At 70.7% G+C, this 18,717-nt stretch carries 18 protein-coding genes and 1 tRNA gene; 7 read left to right on the top strand and 12 right to left on the bottom strand.

Features of this window, described 5'->3' with window-relative positions; genetic code table 11:
• Positions 1-54 precede the first annotated feature (54 nt).
• Entirely contained in the window at positions 55-1,245 is a 1,191-nt protein-coding gene (locus GSF22_RS06775) for an acyl-CoA dehydrogenase family protein (protein ID WP_208811941.1), read from the top strand.
• Between the two features lie 103 nt (positions 1,246-1,348).
• Here the strand turns inward: GSF22_RS06775 and GSF22_RS06770 are convergent, their stop codons facing one another.
• The 3 genes from GSF22_RS06770 to GSF22_RS06760 form a co-directional block, all read right to left on the bottom strand.
• Positions 1,349-1,987 (bottom strand): TetR/AcrR family transcriptional regulator, encoded by a 639-nt coding sequence (locus tag GSF22_RS06770; protein WP_208811939.1) that lies wholly within the window; start codon positions 1,985-1,987, stop codon positions 1,349-1,351.
• Positions 1,988-2,089: 102 nt separating this feature from the next.
• Complete coding sequence (locus tag GSF22_RS06765; protein ID WP_208811938.1) at positions 2,090-2,539, bottom strand: iron chaperone; 450 nt, start codon at positions 2,537-2,539, stop codon at positions 2,090-2,092.
• Positions 2,540-2,658: 119 nt separating this feature from the next.
• Positions 2,659-3,867, bottom strand: a complete 1,209-nt coding sequence (locus GSF22_RS06760) for a helix-turn-helix transcriptional regulator (protein ID WP_208811936.1) — start codon at positions 3,865-3,867, stop codon at positions 2,659-2,661.
• Positions 3,868-3,957: 90 nt separating this feature from the next.
• Here GSF22_RS06760 and GSF22_RS06755 point away from each other — a divergent pair, with 90 nt between their 5' ends.
• Positions 3,958-4,413, top strand: coding sequence for an ester cyclase (locus GSF22_RS06755; protein WP_208811934.1), 456 nt, complete (start codon positions 3,958-3,960; stop codon positions 4,411-4,413).
• 72 nt (positions 4,414-4,485) lie between these two features.
• On the opposite strand, the gene GSF22_RS06750 is transcribed toward GSF22_RS06755, so the two are convergent.
• The 7 genes from GSF22_RS06750 to GSF22_RS06720 form a co-directional block, all read right to left on the bottom strand.
• Positions 4,486-5,139: an N-acetylmuramoyl-L-alanine amidase family protein gene (locus GSF22_RS06750; RefSeq protein ID WP_307803788.1), complete on the bottom strand. Its 654-nt coding sequence runs from the start codon at positions 5,137-5,139 to the stop codon at positions 4,486-4,488.
• Positions 5,140-5,342: 203 nt separating this feature from the next.
• On the bottom strand, positions 5,343-6,476 hold the full coding sequence (locus GSF22_RS06745) for an ABC transporter ATP-binding protein (protein ID WP_208811932.1): 1,134 nt from the start codon (positions 6,474-6,476) through the stop codon (positions 5,343-5,345).
• On the bottom strand, positions 6,473-8,218 hold the full coding sequence (locus tag GSF22_RS06740) for an ABC transporter permease (RefSeq protein WP_208811930.1): 1,746 nt from the start codon (positions 8,216-8,218) through the stop codon (positions 6,473-6,475). The genes GSF22_RS06745 and GSF22_RS06740 overlap by 4 nt, the downstream gene beginning before the upstream one ends.
• A complete protein-coding gene (locus tag GSF22_RS06735) occupies positions 8,215-9,285 on the bottom strand; it encodes an ABC transporter substrate-binding protein (protein ID WP_208811929.1) in 1,071 nt (356 codons plus the stop codon). Before GSF22_RS06735 ends, GSF22_RS06740 begins: the two co-directional genes overlap by 4 nt.
• 113 nt (positions 9,286-9,398) lie before the next feature.
• Positions 9,399-10,151, bottom strand: coding sequence for a response regulator transcription factor (locus GSF22_RS06730; RefSeq protein ID WP_208811927.1), 753 nt, complete (start codon positions 10,149-10,151; stop codon positions 9,399-9,401).
• Complete coding sequence (locus GSF22_RS06725; RefSeq protein WP_208811925.1) at positions 10,148-10,957, bottom strand: sensor histidine kinase; 810 nt, start codon at positions 10,955-10,957, stop codon at positions 10,148-10,150. The genes GSF22_RS06730 and GSF22_RS06725 overlap by 4 nt, the downstream gene beginning before the upstream one ends.
• Before the next feature lie 239 nt (positions 10,958-11,196).
• Positions 11,197-12,591 carry a short-chain fatty acyl-CoA regulator family protein gene (locus GSF22_RS06720; RefSeq protein ID WP_208811923.1) on the bottom strand — a complete coding sequence of 465 codons (1,395 nt, stop codon included), beginning with the start codon at positions 12,589-12,591 and terminating at the stop codon, positions 11,197-11,199.
• Positions 12,592-12,815: 224 nt separating this feature from the next.
• On the opposite strand from GSF22_RS06720, the gene aceA reads away from it, so the two are divergent.
• Positions 12,816-14,087 (top strand): isocitrate lyase, encoded by a 1,272-nt coding sequence (aceA, locus tag GSF22_RS06715; protein ID WP_208811974.1) that lies wholly within the window; start codon positions 12,816-12,818, stop codon positions 14,085-14,087.
• Positions 14,084-15,694: a malate synthase A gene (gene aceB, locus GSF22_RS06710; RefSeq protein ID WP_208811921.1), complete on the top strand. Its 1,611-nt coding sequence runs from the start codon at positions 14,084-14,086 to the stop codon at positions 15,692-15,694. The genes aceA and aceB overlap by 4 nt, the downstream gene beginning before the upstream one ends.
• Positions 15,695-15,819: 125 nt before the next feature.
• Here aceB and yut read toward each other — a convergent pair whose 3' ends face one another.
• Positions 15,820-16,812 carry an urea transporter gene (gene yut / locus GSF22_RS06705; RefSeq protein WP_208811919.1) on the bottom strand — a complete coding sequence of 331 codons (993 nt, stop codon included), beginning with the start codon at positions 16,810-16,812 and terminating at the stop codon, positions 15,820-15,822.
• 571 nt (positions 16,813-17,383) lie between these two features.
• Between yut and GSF22_RS06700 the strand changes: the two genes are divergently transcribed.
• Both GSF22_RS06700 and GSF22_RS06695 read left to right on the top strand, forming a co-directional pair.
• Positions 17,384-17,731, top strand: coding sequence for a VOC family protein (locus GSF22_RS06700; protein ID WP_208811917.1), 348 nt, complete (start codon positions 17,384-17,386; stop codon positions 17,729-17,731).
• Positions 17,728-17,952 (top strand): hypothetical protein, encoded by a 225-nt coding sequence (locus GSF22_RS06695; protein WP_208811915.1) that lies wholly within the window; start codon positions 17,728-17,730, stop codon positions 17,950-17,952. The genes GSF22_RS06700 and GSF22_RS06695 overlap by 4 nt, the downstream gene beginning before the upstream one ends.
• On the opposite strand, the gene GSF22_RS06690 is transcribed toward GSF22_RS06695, so the two are convergent.
• Positions 17,934-18,017: transfer RNA gene (locus GSF22_RS06690), tRNA-Leu, on the bottom strand. The two genes, GSF22_RS06695 and GSF22_RS06690, sit on opposite strands and share 19 nt — an antisense overlap.
• A 235-nt stretch (positions 18,018-18,252) precedes the next feature.
• On the opposite strand from GSF22_RS06690, the gene GSF22_RS06685 reads away from it, so the two are divergent.
• Positions 18,253-18,717: tetratricopeptide repeat protein (locus GSF22_RS06685; RefSeq protein ID WP_208811913.1), on the top strand; the 465-nt coding region annotated here is incomplete at its 3' end.

The raw sequence follows: 18,717 nt of genomic DNA, 5'->3' as shown, positions 1-18,717 counted from the left end.
GGTATCTACCACGCCCGTCGGCACAACTCAAGGAGTGTGCTACATACCGACCGGATGGTATTTTCCTCGCCAGAGTGTCTGACGAGGGGGTCCGGGGTGTTCGAGGCGTACCAACTGCCCGAGGAGCACGCGACTGTCCGGGCGGCCGTCCGGGCGGTGTGTGACGCGAAGGTCGCGCCGCACGCCGCCACGGCCGACGAGACCGGCGAGTTCCCCCAGGCGTCGTACGACGCTCTGCGCGCCGCCGACTTCCACGCGCCGCACATCCCCGTCGAGTACGGCGGCGCCGGTGCGGACGCCCTCGCCACCGCGATCGTCATCGAGGAGGTCGCCCGGGCCTGCGCCTGCTCGTCGCTCATCCCGGCCGGCAACAAGCTGGGCACCATGCCCCTGCTGCTGGCCGGCGGGGAGGACCTGAAGCGGCGGTACCTCCCGCCGGTGGCCACCGGCGCGGCGATGTTCTCGTACTGCCTCTCCGAGCCGGAGGCCGGCAGCGACGCCGCGAGCATGCGGACCCGCGCCGAGCGCGACGGCGACACCTGGGTGCTCAACGGGGTCAAGCGGTGGATCACCAACGCCGGCCTGAGCGAGTACTACACGGTGTTCGCCGTCACCGACCCCACCGCACGGTCCCGGGGCATCTCCGCGTTCGTGGTGGAACGCTCCGATCCCGGCGTCAGCTTCGGCGCACCCGAGAAGAAGCTGGGTATCAAGGGGTCACCGACCCGCGAGGTGTACTTCGACAACGTCCGCATCCCGGCGGACCGGATCATCGGCGCGCCGGGCACCGGTTTCGCCACCGCGATGCGCACCCTGGACCACACCCGGGTCACCATCGCCGCGCAGGCCCTCGGCATCGCCCAGGGCGCCTTGGACCACGCGTTGGGCTACGTGCGGGAACGCCGGCAGTTCGGCCGGGCGATCGCCGACTTCCAGGGCATCCAGTTCATGCTCGCGGAGATGGGCATGACGCTGGAGGCCGCGCGGCAGCTCACCTACGCGGCGGCCGGCCGGTCCGAGCGCGGCGAGCCGGACCTGACGTACTTCGGCGCGGCGGCGAAGTGCTTCGCCTCGGACGCGGCCATGCGGATCACCACGGACGCGGTACAGCTGCTCGGCGGGTACGGCTACACCCGGGACTTCCCGCTGGAACGGATGATGCGCGACGCCAAGATCACGCAGATCTACGAGGGCACCAACCAGGTGCAGCGCATCGTGATGGCCCGCCACCTGCTCGGCGGCTGACAGCTGCGCGGCCGGGCCGGCCGCTCGGCGGCCGGCAGCCCTGCGGTCCGCTGACCGCTCGGTGGCCGACCCGGCCGCCGGGCTCCCGGTCGCCCGCACCGGGTCAGGCGTACAGCCCCTCCAGCACCATCGCACTGAACTGCCGCGCCACCTCGTCGACGCTGAGCGGACCGTCGAGGTTGAGCCACTGGTACGCCCAGGCACACATGCCCACCAGCCCGAACGTGGCGATGCGCGGATCGACGTCGGACCGGAACACGCCCCGGGCGATCCCGTCCTGGATCATCCCGGCGAAGGCCGACTCCACCAGACCACGCTTGCGGGTCACCTCGGCGAAGAGGTCGGCGGTGAGGTTCCGCCGTTCCTGGTAGAAGATCGTCACGTGGGCCCGGTACTCGGCCACGCTGGTGAGGCTGAACCGGATCAGCTCGGCCACCCGGACCTTCGGGTCGTCGCTGCCGCTCTCGATCCGTTGGATCGCGGCGAGCTGCGCCTCCAGGTACTCCTCCTGGATGTGCCGCAGCAGGTCGTCCTTGCTCTCGAAGTGGTGGTAGAAGGCGCCCTTGGTGAGCGTGGCCCGCTCGGCGATCTCCTGCACCGACGTACGGTCGAAGCCCCGCTGCTCGAAGAGTTCCAACGCGCTCGTGATCAACGACTTGCGGGTGTTCTCCGGGTCGTAGCCGTCCGGCCAGCGTTGCCGGCGCCGGGACGACTCCGACCGGGTGGACGTCGCACGCGCCATTGGTGGTCTCCTATCCCTCGAACAGCCCCGTAATGCTACCGTCCGGTCGGAAGGAACCACAGGGGCCATCCCGGGCGGGCCGCACCGGTGGCCCGGCAGCGGTCAGGAGACCGCAGCGCGGACCAGTTCGGCGACCTTCTTCTCGACCGCCGGGCTCCACTTCTGGAGCGCGTACGCCACCGGCCACAGGTCCCCGTCGTCGAGGTTGGCCGTGTCCTGGAAGCCGAGGGTGGAGTAACGGTAGTTGAACTTGCCCGAGTCCTGGAAGAAGACGACGATCTTGTCGTCCGCGTTGGCGTACGCGGGCATCCCGTACCAGGTCTTCGGGGACAGCTGCGGCGCGGTGGCGGTCACCGTCACGTGCACCCGCTCGGCGAGCGCCCGGTCCTCCGGCGCCATCTGCGCGATCCGGTCGAGGACCGCTTCGAGCCCGTCGGCCTTCTTGGCGCCCTTCCTGCCCTCGGCGCGCAGCTCGGCGGCGCGCTCCTTCATCGCGGCCCGCTCCTCGGGGCTGAAGCCGTCGGACACGTTCGTGGAGTTGCTGGCGGACATTCGGGGCTCCCTTTCGCTGTCGGGCCCGGCGTCATGCCGGCCACCTGGGAAAGGCTAGGCCCGACGACACCGGCGTGCTTCTCGATTCCTGACCGGATCCACGGGCGGGCGGGGCGCCCTCACGGCACCGGCCCACCCTGAGCCGGTTCCGTACCGGTCCCGTCGTCGCGCACTCCGGCGAGGAGGTCGGCGGTGGTGTGGGCCCGGATGCCAGGTGACGCGTCTTCGGTGAACCAGCCGTACGGGCTGGGCAGGGAGCCGCTGAGCCGGGCGGGCAGGTAGTGCCGGCCGAACAGCTCGGCGATCAGGTCGGTACGGCTCGACACGGCGACCTTGGACATGATCGACTTCAGGTGGTCGCCCACGGTGTGGGTGCCGATACCCAACGCGCGGGCGATCTGCGCGTTCGACCGGCCCTGGAGGACCTGCTCGGTGACCTGGCGCTCCCGGCCGGTCAACGTGTAGGCGCGGACCAGCACGTCGGCCAGCTGCGCCTGCCGGGCCGGTTCGATCACGATCGCCACCCGACCGTCGGTGTCCCCGTTGAGCGCGGAGCCGTGCAGCAGCAGCCAGCCGCCCGCACGTCGGGGCAGGCGGGCCTGGGCCGGCGCGGTACCGGCGGAGTGTGCCGCCGCACGGGCCGCGGCGGCCACCGACCGGACGGCGCTCGGTAGTACGCCGGGGGTGGCCATCTCGCTCAGCCACCGCTCGGCGGCGGCGCTGGTCCCGGTGATCGCGCCGGCCTCGTCCACGACCAGGACACCCGGCGGATCGGCCAGCCCCGGTGCGGGACCGGCCGCCGTCCGCAGCAGGCAGCGTCGCAGCCCGTCCCCGACGAGCGGACCGAGCGCGGCGAAGAGATCGACATCGGCCTGACCGAAGGGTGCCCCACCCATCCGGTAGCCGACGAACGTGCCCCAGCATTCGCCCCGGTCCACGAAGACCGCCCGCAGTTCGTCGGTCACCCCGAGCGGGGCCAGCAGCCGCTCCCACCGGGCCGACCGGGCGAGCCGGCCCCCGGTACCGGCGTGCAGCGCGGCGGCGCCGACACCCGTGCCGTACAGCTCCGCGAAGCTGTTCACGTCCCGGACGCCGAATTCGAGGTCGAACAGCCGCCGCTCCAGGGCGTGGTCCTCGTCCCGACCCACCAGTACGCAGCTGGTGAAGAGCAGGGTCGCCGGATCGGTGGTCGACCAGGCGGCGAGATCCCAGCCGACCACCTCGCGCAGGACCGCGTCGAGACGGGTGCGGTACCCGGCGAGATCCAGTTCCTGGTGGGACAGGCGCAGCACCGCCCGTCGACTGCGCTCCACCACCGATCCACCCATGGCACCGACCCTACTGCGCACCTCTGAGCAGGGCGTATCCCGCATTCTCGGGATGGCTCGCCGGCTGCGCGGCTCCGTACGGTCGGCGCCATGACAACCACTTCCAGCCCCGCCGCCAGCTCGCCGAGCGAGATCGTGGCGCGGAACAGGGACACCATGCGCCGCATCTACCTGGAGATCATCGACAGCGGGCGGGTCGACCTGATCGACAGTCACTTCGCGCCGGAACTCACCAACCACACCGCGCCCGAACCGCTGCGCCACGGCACGGAGGCGATCGTCGGCCTGGTCACCATGCTGCGGACCGCGTTCCCGGACTGCCGTACGGAGATCGAGGACATGGTCGGCACCGGTGACGTCGTGGTGATGCGCAACTGGTTCTCCGGCACGCACCTCGGACCGTTCCTCGGCAACGAGCCGACCGGCCGGCCCTTCCGGTTCCGGCAGATGCACTGGATGCGGTTCGGCGCCGACGGCCGGGTCACCGACCACTGGGGGCTCCGCGACGATGTCGCCCATCTCCAGCAGCTCGGACTCACCCGGTGAGGCCGCCGGTGGTGCCCGCCCTCCGACGGAGGTCGGGCACCACCGGCGTGGTGTCACCCGGCTACCCGGTCACTACAGGCCGAGATAGCTGACGATGCCGTTGGCGTGCCCCCGGGCGGTGGCCGTGATGAAGGCGGCGTTCTTGAGCAGGTTCGCGTCGGCCACGGTGTCGATGAACAGGTTCTCGGTCAGGACCGCCGGCATGGCGGTCTCCCGCAGCACGTGGAAGTTGGCGGTCTTCAGGCCCCGGTCGGTGACCGAGCCGACGCTGCGCATACCGGACAGGACCCGGGAGTGCACCGCGCTGTGCAGGGCGGCGGTGTTGCCGGTGGTGCCCGGGTACCGGTAGCTCTCGAAGCCCGTGCCGCCACCGGCGTTGATGTGGATGCTGACGAAGATCGTGGCGCCCCAGGCGTTGGCGTCGTCGGTGCGGTACGTGAGGCTGCGGGTGACGTCGCTGGTACGGGACATCCGCACGTCGACGTTCCAGCTGGCCTTCAGGATGTCGCGGGTCTGGAGCGCGATCGCGAGGGTGAGGGCCTTCTCGGTCAGGCCGTTCCCCACGGCACCGGAGTCGGTGCCCCCGTGCCCGGGGTCGAGATAGACCTTCGGGACCGCCGCGTGGGCGGTTCCGGCCGCCCAGGGGGCCACGACGAGACCAGCGGCGGCGGCCAGCAGCGTGCGGCGACGCGCCGGGGAGTTACCGATCATGGTGTACCTCTCCACGGGGAACAGGGTGCCCGGGAGGCCGGCGTCAGCCGTCCCGTACCCGTACGGGCCGGCACGGCGACACTGTAATGTACGTCAATATTTTCTGTCATCGATTGCAAGGAATTCCGCTACTCGACCAGGGCACCGACCGCCGGTGTGCGGGCCGACGGGCGGCCCGACGCGTACCGTTGCGTACGCGCCGGGCCGATTACCGGCGGTCAGTCCTGGGTGAGCAGGTACGCCCGTTCCGGGTCGATCGTCACGTCGACGTTCGTACCCTCGCCGAGCGCCTCGCGGGGATCCTTCCCCACCTCGGTCACGGTGACGGTGCCGGCGGTCGTCTCCACCTCGTAGTCGATGCTCGGCCCGTGGAACGTGGACCGCAGCACCACCCCGATCCCGGTACCGCCGTCGGTGACCGGGGTGAGCCGCATCGTCTCCGGACGCACCATCAGGTACGTCCCGACGCCCCCGGCGGCCACCGTCGGGTGGGCGGCGACGGTCAACTGCCGGCCGAGCACCGTGACGACGGCGCTGGTGCCGTCGATCCGCTCCGGTACCGCCTCCAGGAAGTTGGCCCGGCCGATGAAGTCGGCCACGAAGACGCTCGACGGCCGGGCGTAGATCTCCCCGGGCGTGGCCACCTGCTCGACCCGGGCCTTGTTCATCACCACGATCCGGTCGGACATGCTCATGGCCTCGTCCTGGTCGTGGGTGACGTAGATGCTGGTGATCCCGAACATCTTCTGGATCCGGCGGATCTCGGCCCGCATCGCGTCGCGCAGCTTCGCGTCCAGGTTGGACAGCGGCTCGTCGAACAGCAGCACCTTCGGCTGGACGACCAGGGCCCGGGCCAGTGCGACCCGCTGCTGCTGGCCGCCGGAGAGTTCGTGCGGGCTGCGGTCCTCCATCCCGACCAGGTTCATGCTGGTCAACGCCATCCGCATGCTGGTGGCGATCTCCTCCCGGGTGCGCCGCTGCAACCGGAGCCCGTAGGCGATGTTCTGCGCCACCGTCATGTGCGGGAACAGCGCGTAACTCTGGAACACCATCGCCATCGGCCGGCGCTGCGGCGGCAGGTGATCGATGACGGCGTCGTCGAGCCGGATGTGTCCGGTGGAGGCGTCCTCGAAGCCGGCCACCATCCGCAACGTCGTGGTCTTGCCACAGCCGGACGGCCCGAGCAGGGTGATGAACTCCCCCGCCCGGACGTCCAGCGTGACCTGGTCGACGGCGGTCACCGTACCCGAGCGGCCGGTGAAGCGCTTGGTGAGCGCCTCCAGTTGCAGGCGGCCGGTGCCGGCCTCCGGCCGGGCGACGACGGAATCGGTCGCGACGGGCGCGGCGGTCATCGTTTCTGCCTTTCAGATGTGACGGTGCGTTGCAGCGAGACACCCGCACCGACGACCAGTCGGATGAGCGCGAAGGCGACCAGCACGAGCGCGGTCAGCACGGTGCAGTAGGCGAAGGCCACCCCGTACCGGCCGGTGCTGGCAGCACTGAGCACCTGCGATGTGATGATCTTCGTCTCGGGGGTGACCAGCAGGACGATGGTGGAGACCGAGGTCATGCTCCGGGCGAAGCTGTAGCTGAGGCCGGTCAGCAGGGCCGGCCGGATCAGCGGCAGCGTCACCCAGCGGAAGGTCCGCAGCGGGCTGGCACCCAGGTCCGTCGACGCCTGCTCGATGTAGGGGTGCAGCTGGGTCAGCGCGCCGACCGCGGTCCGCTGGCCGGCCGGCACGCTGCGGACGACGTAGGCCAGCACGATGGCGAACGCCCCACCGGCGATCGCGCCGCCGCCGACCAGGCTGGGGAACACCTGGAAGTCACCGATGTACCGGTCGGGCCGGTAGGCGAGCACGAAACCGATACCCAGCACGGTGCCGGGTACCGCGACCCCGAGCGTGCCGCCCAGGTCGAGCAGCCACGCGGTGCGGTGCAGATGCCGTACCACCAGCCAGGCGACGACCAGACCGAAGAAGGCGGCGACCGGGGTGGCGATGGCGGCGAAGGTGAGGGTGTCGAGCACCGCCTCGCTGCCGACGCCCAGCACCACCTCCTTCAGGTAGTCCAGGGTGAAGGTGTTGTCGACGCCGAACACCCGGGTGACCGCGCCGACGATCACCGTGCCGTACAGGCTGACGATCACCGCGGCGGCCAACAGGGCCAGACCGTAGATCGGCCAGCGGGCCCAGCCGGTGACCAGGTGGACACTGCCCGACGGTCGACCGGTGATGGTGGTACGCACCTTGCGGTTGAGCCACCACCGCTGCCCGAAGTACATGGCCAGCGACGGCACCAGCAGGATCACGCAGTAGACGGCGGCACTGGTGGTGTCGTACTCCCCGGTCACCGCGAGATAGGCGCGGCTGGCGAGCACCGTGTAGTCACCACCCAGCACCAACGGGTTGGCCAGGTCGGCGATCGCCTCGACGAAGAGCAGCAGGAACGGGGCGACGAGGCCGGGAGCCAGCAGCGGCAGGATCACCGTCCGCAGGATCTGCCAGCGGGTTGCGCCCATGTTCATCGCGGCCTCCTCCAGCGCCGGATCCAGGCCGCGCAGCATGCCGAGCAGACCCAGGTACGCCACCGGGAACAGCGACAGCGACAGGACGAACACCAGACCGTCCAGGCCGTAGATGTCGTACTCGATGCCGAACAGACCGTTGCTGATCACGCCGCGCCGGCCGTACAGCACGACGGTGGCGGTGGCCACCGCGAACGGCGGGCTGACGATCGGCATCAGGGCGATGACGTGCAGGATCTTCTTGCCCGGGACGTCCAGGCGGGCCTGGACGAACGCGAACAGGAAGCCCAGGGCGGTGCCGCACACGCCGACGAGGAAGCCGAGCACCAGCGTGTTGCGCAGGATGGTGAGGTCGACCGACGAGGTGAAGAACTCCGCGTAGCGGGGCAGCGCGTCGGACCCGAAGGCTGTGGCCAGCACCGCGACGAGCGGGACGACCGCGCCGATCGTCACCAGCACGATGCTGGCGATGATCAGTGCCTGGACGCCCAGATCGCGTCGGGGCCGTCGGGGGCCGGCCGCCGTCGGGCCAGCGGCCGGCGCGGGCTCGGACAGCAGGACGGTCATGACTTCGGTGCCTGCGCGACCTCGACGTCGAACCGCTTGTTCAGGGCCAGCTTGGCCCTGCCGGCCTCGACGGCGTCGTACTTCACCAGCGTGAGGTCGGCCAGCTTGACCACCTTGTCGGACACCTTGGCGTTCGGGTTCGTCGGGAACTGGTACGCCTTGACCGACGGGCCGATCTCCTGCGCCTCGGTGGTCAGGGCCCAGTCGATGAACTTCCGGCCGCTGGTCGCGTTCTTGGCGTTCTTGACCAGTGCGACGCCGCCGGTCTCGTAACCGGTCCCCTCCGAGGGGAAGCTGACCTTGAGGTCGGGGAAGCCGGCCTCGATGGTGGCGACGCAGTCATGCGAGAAGATCAGCCCGACCGCGACCTCGCCGCGCGCGGTCATCTGCCCCGGCGCCGAGCCGGACTTGGTGTACTGCAACACGTTCGGATGCAGCTTGCGCATGTACTCCAGCGCCTTACCCTGGTCGCCGCCGGCCAGGGTGACCTGGGTCCAGAGCGCCGTGTACGCGGTGCCGGAGGTGGACGGGTGGGCGATGCCGATGTCCTTGGACAGCTTCGGGTCGAGCAGGTCCGCCCACGAGTCGGGCACGTCGATGCCCTTCTCCGCCAACAGCTTGGTGTTGCTGCAGAAACCCAGTGCCCCGACGTACACGCCGGTCCAGTAGCCGGCCGGATCCCGGTACTCGGCGGGGATGACGGTGGCGTTCGGCGACACGTACGGTTCGAGCAGGCCCTCGTCGCCGGCGGCGGCGTACCCGTCGGCCGGACCGCCGTACCAGACGTCGAACTCGGTGCTGCCCTTACCGGCCTTGATCCGGGCCAGTGCCTCGCCACTGGAGAGCCGGACGAAGTCGGCCTTGACCCCGGTCGACTCGGTGAACTTCTTCGTGGTCGCGGCGCACCAGTCCTCGGTCGCGCCGCACACCACGTGCACGACCCCGCTGTCCCGGCCGACGTCCGCACCGCCGTCGGTACGCGCGCACCCGGCCGCCGTGACGGCGACCGCCGCGAGCAGCGCGGTCCCCCACGTCGCGCCGCGCCGCGACACCCCTGTCCACACCATGGTGACCTCCACCTATCTGCGCCGAAGCAGGCTTCGGAGTAATGTTTCGGCCAGGTTAGGGCCGGGTGAACGACCCTCCGGTGACAGCGACGTGAGCCATGGTGACGCCGTTGTCACCCGGGAACGACCGTGCCGGCCGCACCGCCGGCCGGGGCCTCCACCGGCAGGTCGGGCATCAGGTAGCCGACCCCGCGGAGGGTACGGATGTACACCGCGCCGCCCGGCAGGCCGGACAACCGGGACCGCAGCCGGTACACGGTGGACTTGACCACGTCGCGCCCCCCGATCAGGTCGCTGGTACCCCACACCTCGCGCAGCAGGTCCTGCCACGAGTGCGGGACCCCGGGCCGGGTCGCCAACTGCGTCAACAGCTTGAACTCGGTGAACGGCAGGTCGAGCGGGTGCCGCCCGAGGGTCGCCCGCCGCGCGGCCGGCTCGACGACCAACTGGCCGACCCGGATCACCAGACCGCTCTCCCGCCGACGGCGGACCAGCGCCTGGGCCCGCAACGCCACCTCACGCGGATGGAACGGCTTGGACACGTAGTCGTCGGCGCCGTGTTCCAGGCCGGCGATCACGTCGTCGTGCTGGTTCAGCGCGGTGAGCAGCATGACCGGTACGTCGTGCCGGGCCCGGATCCGCTGGCACAGCGTCAACCCGTCCATCGCGGGCATCAGCACGTCCAGCACGACCAGGTCGATGGCGTGTGACCGGAGCAGGTGCAGCGCCGTCGCCCCGTCGTGCGCGGTGAACACCGTGAAGCCCTGGGTCTCCAGGGCGAACTCGACGATGAGCGTCATCTGCGGCTCGTCGTCGACCACCAGCGCGACCGGCCCGCCCGACCGGCTCTCGGTCACCCCGGTCACGACCGCCCCGGCAGGGTCAGCAGGAAGGTCGTCCCCCGGGTCGACGCGGTGTGCACCATGATCTCACCGCCGTGCAGTTCCACGATCGTCTTCGTGATCACGAGACCGAGGCCGGTCCCGTCCGCCAGGGGTCGTCCGGTGGCGAACCGGTGGAACAACCGGTGCCGTTCGGCCCGGGTCATTCCCGCACCGTCGTCGGTGACGTACAGGGCGACGCCGGTGTCGATCAGCGCGACCCGGACGTCGATGCTGCCCCCCGTCGTGGTGAACCGGCTCGCGTTCGACAGCAGGTTGGTCAACGCCTGGGTCAGCAGCATGGGATCGGCGGGGATGCGGGGCATCACCTGCGGCACGTCCAGGCTGATCCGTTGCTGGCGCTGCGCGCACAGCGGTCGCATCGCGGTGACGACGTCACGCACCACCACCGACACGTCCACCTTCTCCGGCCTCGGGGTGAACAGCCCCGCCTCGATCTTCGCCTGGATCAGCAGGCTCTCGCACAATCCGATCACCTGCGCGGACTGGTGGTCGATGACGTGCAGGAACCGCTGCTGCATCGGCGTCAGGGTGCCCGGACCACCTTCGAGCAGCAGCTCCACCGATCCCTTGATCATGCTCAGTGGCGTACGCAGCTCGTGGCTGAGCGCCGTCACCTGGTCCGCGCGCCGCTGTACCAACTGCTCCAACTGGCGCAGCTCGGTGATCCGGGCGGCCGACGCGCGCCGCATGTGCCGGGCGACCAGCGACGCGCCGACGACTCCGCCGACGACCAGCGCCAGCAGTGACCACCAGCCGGCCGCATCCATGCCCGTCCTCCTCAGCGCGTCCGTGCGCAGACGCCGGCACCCACCGCAGGACCAACCCCGTCACGTACCGCCGTCGGCACTGCCGACCGTCCACGGCGGTCCCCGCGCATTCTGTCCGCCCGGGGCAGGTACCACAACGGCCCAGCGGCGGGCCCAGTTCACGTGGGAGGCCCATTTCTGCTCGCCGGGGTGGCGTGGCGGCAGCACCCCGGGCCGGGCGGCGCCGGCTCGGGTCGTGGTCAGTCCCGCAGCGGGTACGGGACGAAGGTGCTGCGGTTCTCGTCCAGGTCGAGTTGCCGGCTGATCGGCGCGGCGGCCCGCTGCGGGCAGGTCATCCGTTCGCAGGTCTTGCAGCCGGGGCCGATCGGGGTGGCGGCGTCGGCGGCGTACAGGTCCATCCCGGTGGAGTAGACCAGCCGGTCGGCGTGCCGGGCCTCACAGCCCAGGCCGATCGCGTACACCTTGCCGGGCTGGTTGTAGCCGCCGTGGTGCCGGGTGATGGTGCGGGCGATCCACAGGTAGCGCTGCCCGTCGGGCATCGTGGCGACCTGGACGACCACCCGGCCGGGTGAGCTGAACGCCTCGTAGACGTTCCAGAGCGGGCAGGTGCCGCCGGTGTGCGAGAACGGGAAGCCGGTGGCGGACTGGCGTTTGGACATGTTGCCGGCCCGGTCGACCCGGACGAAGGAGAACGGCACCCCCCGGGCGCGGGGGCGTTGCAGCGTGCTGAGCCGGTGGCACACCGTCTCCCAGCCCATCGCGAAGTGCTGGGTGAGCAGGTCGATGTCGTAGCGGTGCTGCTCCGCCGCGGCCAGGAACTGCCCGTACGGCAGGATCAGCGCGGCGGCGAAGTAGTTGGCCAGACCGACCCGGGTGAGGATCTGGGTCTGGACGTCGTCGAACCGTTCCTCCTCCACGATCTCGTCGATGACGTCGGCGAACTCCAGCAGCGCGATCTGCGCCGCCATCCGCATGGCCTCCTGGCCGGCCCGCAGCGACGTCGACAGGTGCAGGGTGCGGGTCTGCGGGCGGTAGCGGTGCAGTTCGCCGCCGAGCGAGACGGCGTCGTCGCGGCGGACGTGGACGGCGTGCCGCTGGGCGAGCCGGTCCTGCAGGACGGCCCGGACCCCACCCCGGCGCAGGCCGATGGACGCGGCCAGCCGCTCGGCGGCCTCGTCCAGGTCCGGCAGGTAGTTCTGCCGGCGGTAGAAGAACTCGGTCACCTGGTCGTGCGGGCTGCGGCCGACCGTCTCCCGGTCACCGAGCAGCTCGGCCAGCTGCTCGTCGGCCTGCCGGTACCGGCGGTGCAGGTCGATGACGGCCTCGGCGACCTCGGGCAGCCGGGTGGCCAGCTCGGTGAGGTCGGCGACGGCCATCCGCCCGGGGAGTGCCTCGCGCAGGCCGGCGACCAGCCGTGGGGTGTCCCGTGGGGCGAAGACGGTGGGGTCGACGCCGAAGACCTCGGTGATGCGCATGAGCACCGGGACGGTCAGCGGTCGCGCGTCGTGTTCGATCTGGTTGAGGTAGCTGGCCGAGATGTTCAGCAGGCGGGCCAGGTGCGACTGGCTCAGCCCCCGGTCCTCGCGCATCCGGCGCAGTCGGGCGCCCGCGAAGGTCTTGGCGATCTCCCTCACCTCCCCACCGGCGGATGCCACCGCACCGTTTGCAGGCTGCGAATATACCCCTTCGCAACTTCGCAAAATGGTGCGGGAAATTCCCAGAACTTGGCATTTTCCGTCCCTCGACCCGGCCCCGGGCACCGTGTGACCGTTGGCGACACGCCGCACCGGCATCCGGGTTGGCGCCGCACGGGTGGGTCGACCCGCCCGGCGTCATCGACATCCGAGGGGACGACATGATGCAGAACGCCGTCGAGCAGTTGCGTACCGAGTGGGAGACCAGTCCGCGCTGGCAGGGGGTACGACGCAGCTACCGGGCCGAGGACGTGGTGCGGCTGCGCGGGGCGATCCAGGAGGAGCACACGCTGGCCCGGTACGGTGCCGACCGGCTGTGGCAGCTGCTGCACAGCGAGGACTACATCCACGCCCTGGGCGCGCTCACCGGCAACCAGGCCGTGCAGATGGTCCGGGCCGGCCTGAAGGCCATCTACCTCTCCGGCTGGCAGGTGGCCGCGGACGCCAACCTTGCCGGGCACACCTACCCCGACCAGAGCCTCTACCCGGCCAACTCGGTGCCCGCGGTGGTCCGCCGGATCAACAACGCCCTGCTGCGCGCCGCCCAGATCACCACCGCCGAGGGCGACGACGGCGGGATCAACTGGCTGGCGCCGATCGTCGCCGACGCCGAGGCCGGCTTCGGCGGACCGCTCAACGCCTACGAGCTGATGACCGCGATGATCGCGGCCGGCGCGGCCGGGGTGCACTGGGAGGACCAGCTCGCCGCCGAGAAGAAGTGCGGTCACCTCGGCGGGAAGGTGCTCGTCCCCACCGGGGCGCACATCCGCACCCTGGAGGCGGCCCGGCTGGCCGCCGACGTCGCCGGGGTGCCGTCGGTGGTCATCGCGCGTACCGACGCGCAGGCCGCCACGCTGCTCACCACGGACGTGGACGAGCGGGACCGGCCCTTCGTCACCGGCGAGCGGACCGCCGAGGGCTTCTACCGGGTGCGCAACGGTGTCGAGCCGTGCATCGCCCGGGGCCTGGCGTACGCCCCGCACGCCGACCTGCTCTGGATGGAGACCTCCACCCCCGACCTGGAGGTGGCCCGCCGGTTCGCCGAGGCGATCAAGGAGCAGTACCCGGACCAGCTCCTCGCCTACAACTGCTCGCCGTCGTTCAACTGGCGCAAGCACCTCGACGACGCCACCATCGCCAAGTTCCAGCGGGAACTCGGCCACATGGGCTACCGGTTCCAGTTCATCACCCTGGCCGGTTTCCACGCCCTCAACTACTCGATGTTCGACCTGGCCCGGGGGTACGCCGCCGACGGCATGTCCGCGTACGTGGCGTTGCAGGAGCGGGAGTTCGCCGCCGAGCCGGTCGGCTACACCGCCGTCAAGCACCAGCGTGAGGTCGGTACCGGCTACTTCGACCTGATCAGCACCGTGCTCAACCCCGCCGCCGAGACCACCGCCCTGCGCGGTTCCACCGAGGAGGAGCAGTTCGCGTGAGGTACGAGATCATCGGTCCGATGGCCGAACGGTTCGACGAGGTCCTCACCGCGGAGGCGCTGGACTTCCTGGTCGCGCTGGACAGTGAGTTCGCCGCCCGCCGGGTGGCCCTGCTGGACACCCGCCGGGCCCGCCGGGACCGGTACGCCACCGGCCAGCTGCCCGACTTCCTCCCCGAGACCGCCGCGATCCGCGCCGACCCCACCTGGCGGGTCGCCCCGCCGGCACCCGGCCTGGTCGACCGGCGGGTCGAGATCACCGGACCGACCGACCGCAAGATGACCGTCAACGCGCTCAACTCCGGCGCGAAGGTGTGGCTCGCCGACTTCGAGGACGCCACCGCCCCCACCTGGCACAACGTCATCAGCGGGCAGCTCAACCTGATGGATGCCCTGGACCGGCGGATCGACTTCACCGACCCGCGCGGCAAGCGGTACGCCCTCGGCGAGGAACTGGCCACGATCGTCGTCCGGCCGCGCGGCTGGCACCTCGTGGAGAAGGGCATCGCGGTGGACGGGCGGCCCATCTCGGCCAGCCTGGTCGACTTCGGGTTGTACCTGTTCCACTGCGCCCGCCGGCAGCTCGCCGCCGGCGCCGGACCGTACTTCTACCTGCCGAAGCTGGAGAGCCACCGCGAGGCCCGGCTGTGGAACGACATCTTCGTCTTCGCCCAGCGTCGACTGGGCCTGCCGCAGGGCACCATCCGGGCCACCACCCTGATCGAGACGATCACCGCGGCCTTCGAGATGGAGGAGATCCTGTACGAGCTGCGCGAGCACTCGGCGGGTCTGAACGCCGGCCGGTGGGACTACATCTTCAGCGTGATCAAGAACTTCGGGCAGTGGTCGGACTTCGTCCTGCCGGACCGTGCCGAGATCACCATGACCGTGCCGTTCATGCGCGCGTACACCGAACTGCTGGTGGCGACCTGCCACCGGCGCGGCGCGCACGCGATCGGCGGGATGGCCGCGTTCATCCCCAGCCGCGATCCGGAGGTCAACGAGGTGGCCCTCGGCCGGGTCCGGGCGGACAAGCGGCGGGAGGCCGGCGACGGGTTCGACGGTTCGTGGGTGGCCCACCCGGGCCTGGTCGACACCTGCCGCGAGGAGTTCGACGCGGTGCTCGGTGACCGCCCGAACCAGCTCGACCGGCTCCGCGCCGACGTCGGTGTCACCGCCGCCGACCTGCTCGCCGTCGACAAGACCCCGGGCCAGGTCACCGCCGCCGGCCTCCGGTCCAACATCGCGGTCGCGCTGCGCTACATCGACGCCTGGCTCGGCGGCGCGGGCGCGGTGGCCCTGTGGAACCTGATGGAGGACGCGGCGACCGCCGAGATCTCCCGCTGCCAGGTCTGGCAGTGGCTGCACCACGGCACCCCGCTGGCCGGCGGCGGCTGCGTCACCGAGGAGCTGGTCCGCTCCATCCTCGCCGAGGAACTGGCCGCGCTGGTCGCGGAACGCGCCGGGGACGACCGGGAACGCGCCGAGCAGGCCGCGCGGATCGTCGAGGACACCGCGCTCGGCGAGGACCTCCCGGCGTTCTTCACCACCGGGGCGTACGCCCGGCACCTCGGCCCGCACGCCAGGGCCGCTGTGCCGTCCCGCTGACCTGCCGACCGCACCGGGGCCGGGACGGGGGCTGCCCCGTCCCGGCCCCGGTGCGGTCCCGACAGCGCCCGCTCCGCTCCTCGTCTCCCCGGTCAGACCGAGCGCCGCCCGACGGGCACCACGGCCTACTCGACCCGCTCGGGACTGGATGTGGCCGCGAAGCGCAGGCCGGGCAGGAGCAACAGCCAGGTGGCGACGTTGAACGGCCCGGTCAGCACCGGGATGCCCAGCGGGCCGAGGAAGGTGGCCATCGCCATCTGGACGACGAGCGTGAAGGCGATCCCGAACAGCGTGTACGCGGTCACCAACACGCCGGGCCGGTGCAGCACGACACCCACCGCCACCGCCGTCAGGACCGCGTTGAAGCCGAACAGACCCTTGTCGAGCGAAGCCCCGTCGGCGCCGAACCAGAGCGCCAGCAGGGTCGCCCCCACGCTGCCCACGACGGCGAAGAGCGCCGACCACCAGGAGTTGACCAGCAGCGCGACGACGATGAGCAGACCACTGATCCAACTGTCGATCAGGAAGACCTGGGAGACCCCACGCAGGAAGGTGGGTACGAGATCCCAGTCGAAGGTGCCGCCGGCCGCCGCCTGGCCACCCGGGAGTCGCGGCGGCAGCCGGGTCGTCACCACGAAACGGTCGAACTGGTAGGCGGCCAGCAGCAGCGCCCAGGTCGTGAGGACGAACGGGAAGGTCAGGGCGGTCAACCCCCACCGCGTGAGCACGGCGTTCAGGGCGAGCGTGACCACCGTGGTCGCCGCCGCGCCGAACACCAGGTACAGCCACATCAGGGGACGGTCGGCCAGGAACGTCGGGACCGCGATCCCGGTCAGCAGCGGGCTGAAGCCGAACAGTCCCTGTCGCCACGAGGCCGGGTCGACCCGCAACGCCAGCGCGGTGACGGTCCCCACGACCAGCCCGACCACCGCGCCGACGGCGGCCCGGGGCAGACCGTTGTCGATCGCTCCCCAGCCGACGGCGATCAGGATGAGCAGGCCGGTGAGCGGATTGTTCTGGAGCAGTACCTGCGCCGCCCCGCGGAGGCAGGTGTCGACGAACCGGACCAGCGGGTTACCGTCGGCCAGGTCGTTCCAGCGCCGCGTGAGGGCAGCCACGTCGGTCTCCTGTCAGGTCAGCGCCAAATGAAGGCCGGCGGAAAGGTGCATCCGGTCATCTCTTCCCGGGCAGCCGTACCGAGGGCACGAACCGCCGCCAGGTCCGGTTCCGTCTTCTGGCCGGGGACCTGGAAGGCGAGGACCGACCTCGTGGGGGCAGGCGGCCGTGCGACCGGACGTACCAACAACCGCCGCCACGGTCACCTCTTCCGCCAGAAGAATCCCTCCCGCATTTCTACCAATGACACGGAGTTTCTGGACAAAAACCCATAAATCTCTGTGGCCCTGGTCGTCACGGTCGACAGCAACCCGGCCATCCTCGGCCTGTGGGTCGCTTTCTGACGGGCTCGTTTCAGGAAGGTCCGCCGGTCCAGATCCCGCGCCCGCGCGGTCACGACGAACGTGACCGCGCCGGCCGGCGGCGCACACACCGCCACTACAAGGGGTAACCTGGCGCGGGAACCGTCCGAGGGCGATCGGGTCGTCGACCCCGTCAGGCATTGCTGCCAGATTCGGTCTGTCCTTCAGGGCCCGGCATCGGTCGGGCTCGACCTCGACTGAGGAGACAGACATGGCGGTAGGGGTGTTTGCGGGCATCCCGGTGCGCGACTACGACAGCGCCCTGGAGTGGTACAAGCGGCTGCTCGGTGCCGAACCGGCCTTCTATCCGAACGAGGTCGAGGCGGTCTGGCAGTTGGCCGAGGATCGGTATGTGTACATCATCCAGGATCCCGACCGGGCCGGCGGAGCCGTCGGCATGATCTGGGTCGACGACCCGGTCGCCGAGGTTGCGAGGATCTCCGGACGGGGCCTGGAGCCGGTCGACGTCGAGAAGCACGGCTCGGTCTGGAAGTACGTCTTCAACGACAGCGACGGCAACGAGACGGGAATCGGCGGAGACGTCTCGAGGACCGGATGATCACCGGTACCGCAATGAGCCGGACAGAGATCACCGACCTGGTCCGCAGCCTGGGCGACATCATCGCCGTGCTCCGCGACGCCGACCCCGCCGACAGGGCCGGGGCCTACCGGCAACTCGGCCTCCGCCTCGTCTACCAGCCGGAAACACAAACGGTCCGCGCTGAAGTGAATCTCAACGCGGACCGTGGGTGTATGGATCGTGTCCGAGGGGGGACTTGAACCCCCACGCCCTATACGGGCACTAGCACCTCAAGCTAGCGCGTCTGCCATTCCGCCACCCGGACCTGCTCATGCAGCTCGACCTCACCGGGCCAAGCGATCTGCCGCCTGGCAGCCGGTCCAGCGGGCCGCACGGAGCATTACTGTACACGGCCCGGATGGATCATGCACATCGCCACTGGCCGTCGCCATCCGGGCAGGTCACGGCCTTGATCATCGACGGTGGGCCGGCACGACCTGGCCGTACCGACGCGCCGGTCGACTGGCGCGCGGACGCCGACGGCGGGCAGCATGGCGGGCGTGTCCCAGCCCTCTCCCCTCGCTCCGGTGCAGCACCGGGCGCTCGCGTTACGTGCCGCCGGTGATCTGACCGGTGCCTGCCGGCTCCTGGACGACGTCCTCGAAACTGCCCGGCCGAGCCTCGGCGCCGATCATCCCGAGGTGCTGGGTACCGCGCAGATGCTGGCCCGGTTCCACCGGGAGGCCGACGATCCGGCCGGCGCCCGGCGGGTCCTGGAGGTCGCGCTGGAGGCCGCCCTGCGCCGTACCGGTGACGACAACCCGCTGGTCCTGACCCTCTCCGCCGACCTGGCTGGGGTGGCGCAGGAGTTGGGCAACCGGCACGAGGCCCGCCGGAACTACCTGCGGGTGGCGACGGCCGGTCCCGCCGTACTCGGCCCGGACCACTGGGCGGTGACCGCCGCCCGGGAGTACCTGGGGGACGCCGCTCCCGCCCTACCGACCCCGACCCCACCAGCACCAGCC

It is taken from the genome of Micromonospora echinofusca, assembly GCF_017614955.1.
GTDB classification, from domain to species: domain Bacteria; phylum Actinomycetota; class Actinomycetes; order Mycobacteriales; family Micromonosporaceae; genus Micromonospora; species Micromonospora echinofusca_A.
Note: the sequence above shows the minus strand (reverse complement) of the source record. Positions and strands in the feature narration are given on the sequence as shown.

What these genes read in the sequence shown, in the direction of transcription:
- GSF22_RS06775 (WP_208811941.1), top strand. Translation starts at nt 55, where the DNA reads ATGGTATTTTCCTCGCCAGAGTGTCTGACGAGGGGGTCCGGGGTGTTC.
- GSF22_RS06770 (WP_208811939.1), bottom strand. Translation starts at nt 1,987, where the DNA reads ATGGCGCGTGCGACGTCCACCCGGTCGGAGTCGTCCCGGCGCCGGCAA.
- GSF22_RS06765 (WP_208811938.1), bottom strand. Translation starts at nt 2,539, where the DNA reads ATGTCCGCCAGCAACTCCACGAACGTGTCCGACGGCTTCAGCCCCGAG.
- GSF22_RS06760 (WP_208811936.1), bottom strand. Translation starts at nt 3,867, where the DNA reads ATGGGTGGATCGGTGGTGGAGCGCAGTCGACGGGCGGTGCTGCGCCTG.
- GSF22_RS06755 (WP_208811934.1), top strand. Translation starts at nt 3,958, where the DNA reads ATGACAACCACTTCCAGCCCCGCCGCCAGCTCGCCGAGCGAGATCGTG.
- GSF22_RS06745 (WP_208811932.1), bottom strand. Translation starts at nt 6,476, where the DNA reads ATGACCGCCGCGCCCGTCGCGACCGATTCCGTCGTCGCCCGGCCGGAG.
- GSF22_RS06740 (WP_208811930.1), bottom strand. Translation starts at nt 8,218, where the DNA reads ATGACCGTCCTGCTGTCCGAGCCCGCGCCGGCCGCTGGCCCGACGGCG.
- GSF22_RS06735 (WP_208811929.1), bottom strand. Translation starts at nt 9,285, where the DNA reads ATGGTGTGGACAGGGGTGTCGCGGCGCGGCGCGACGTGGGGGACCGCG.
- GSF22_RS06725 (WP_208811925.1), bottom strand. Translation starts at nt 10,957, where the DNA reads ATGGATGCGGCCGGCTGGTGGTCACTGCTGGCGCTGGTCGTCGGCGGA.
- aceA (WP_208811974.1), top strand. Translation starts at nt 12,816, where the DNA reads ATGCAGAACGCCGTCGAGCAGTTGCGTACCGAGTGGGAGACCAGTCCG.
- GSF22_RS06700 (WP_208811917.1), top strand. Translation starts at nt 17,384, where the DNA reads ATGGCGGTAGGGGTGTTTGCGGGCATCCCGGTGCGCGACTACGACAGC.
- GSF22_RS06695 (WP_208811915.1), top strand. Translation starts at nt 17,728, where the DNA reads ATGATCACCGGTACCGCAATGAGCCGGACAGAGATCACCGACCTGGTC.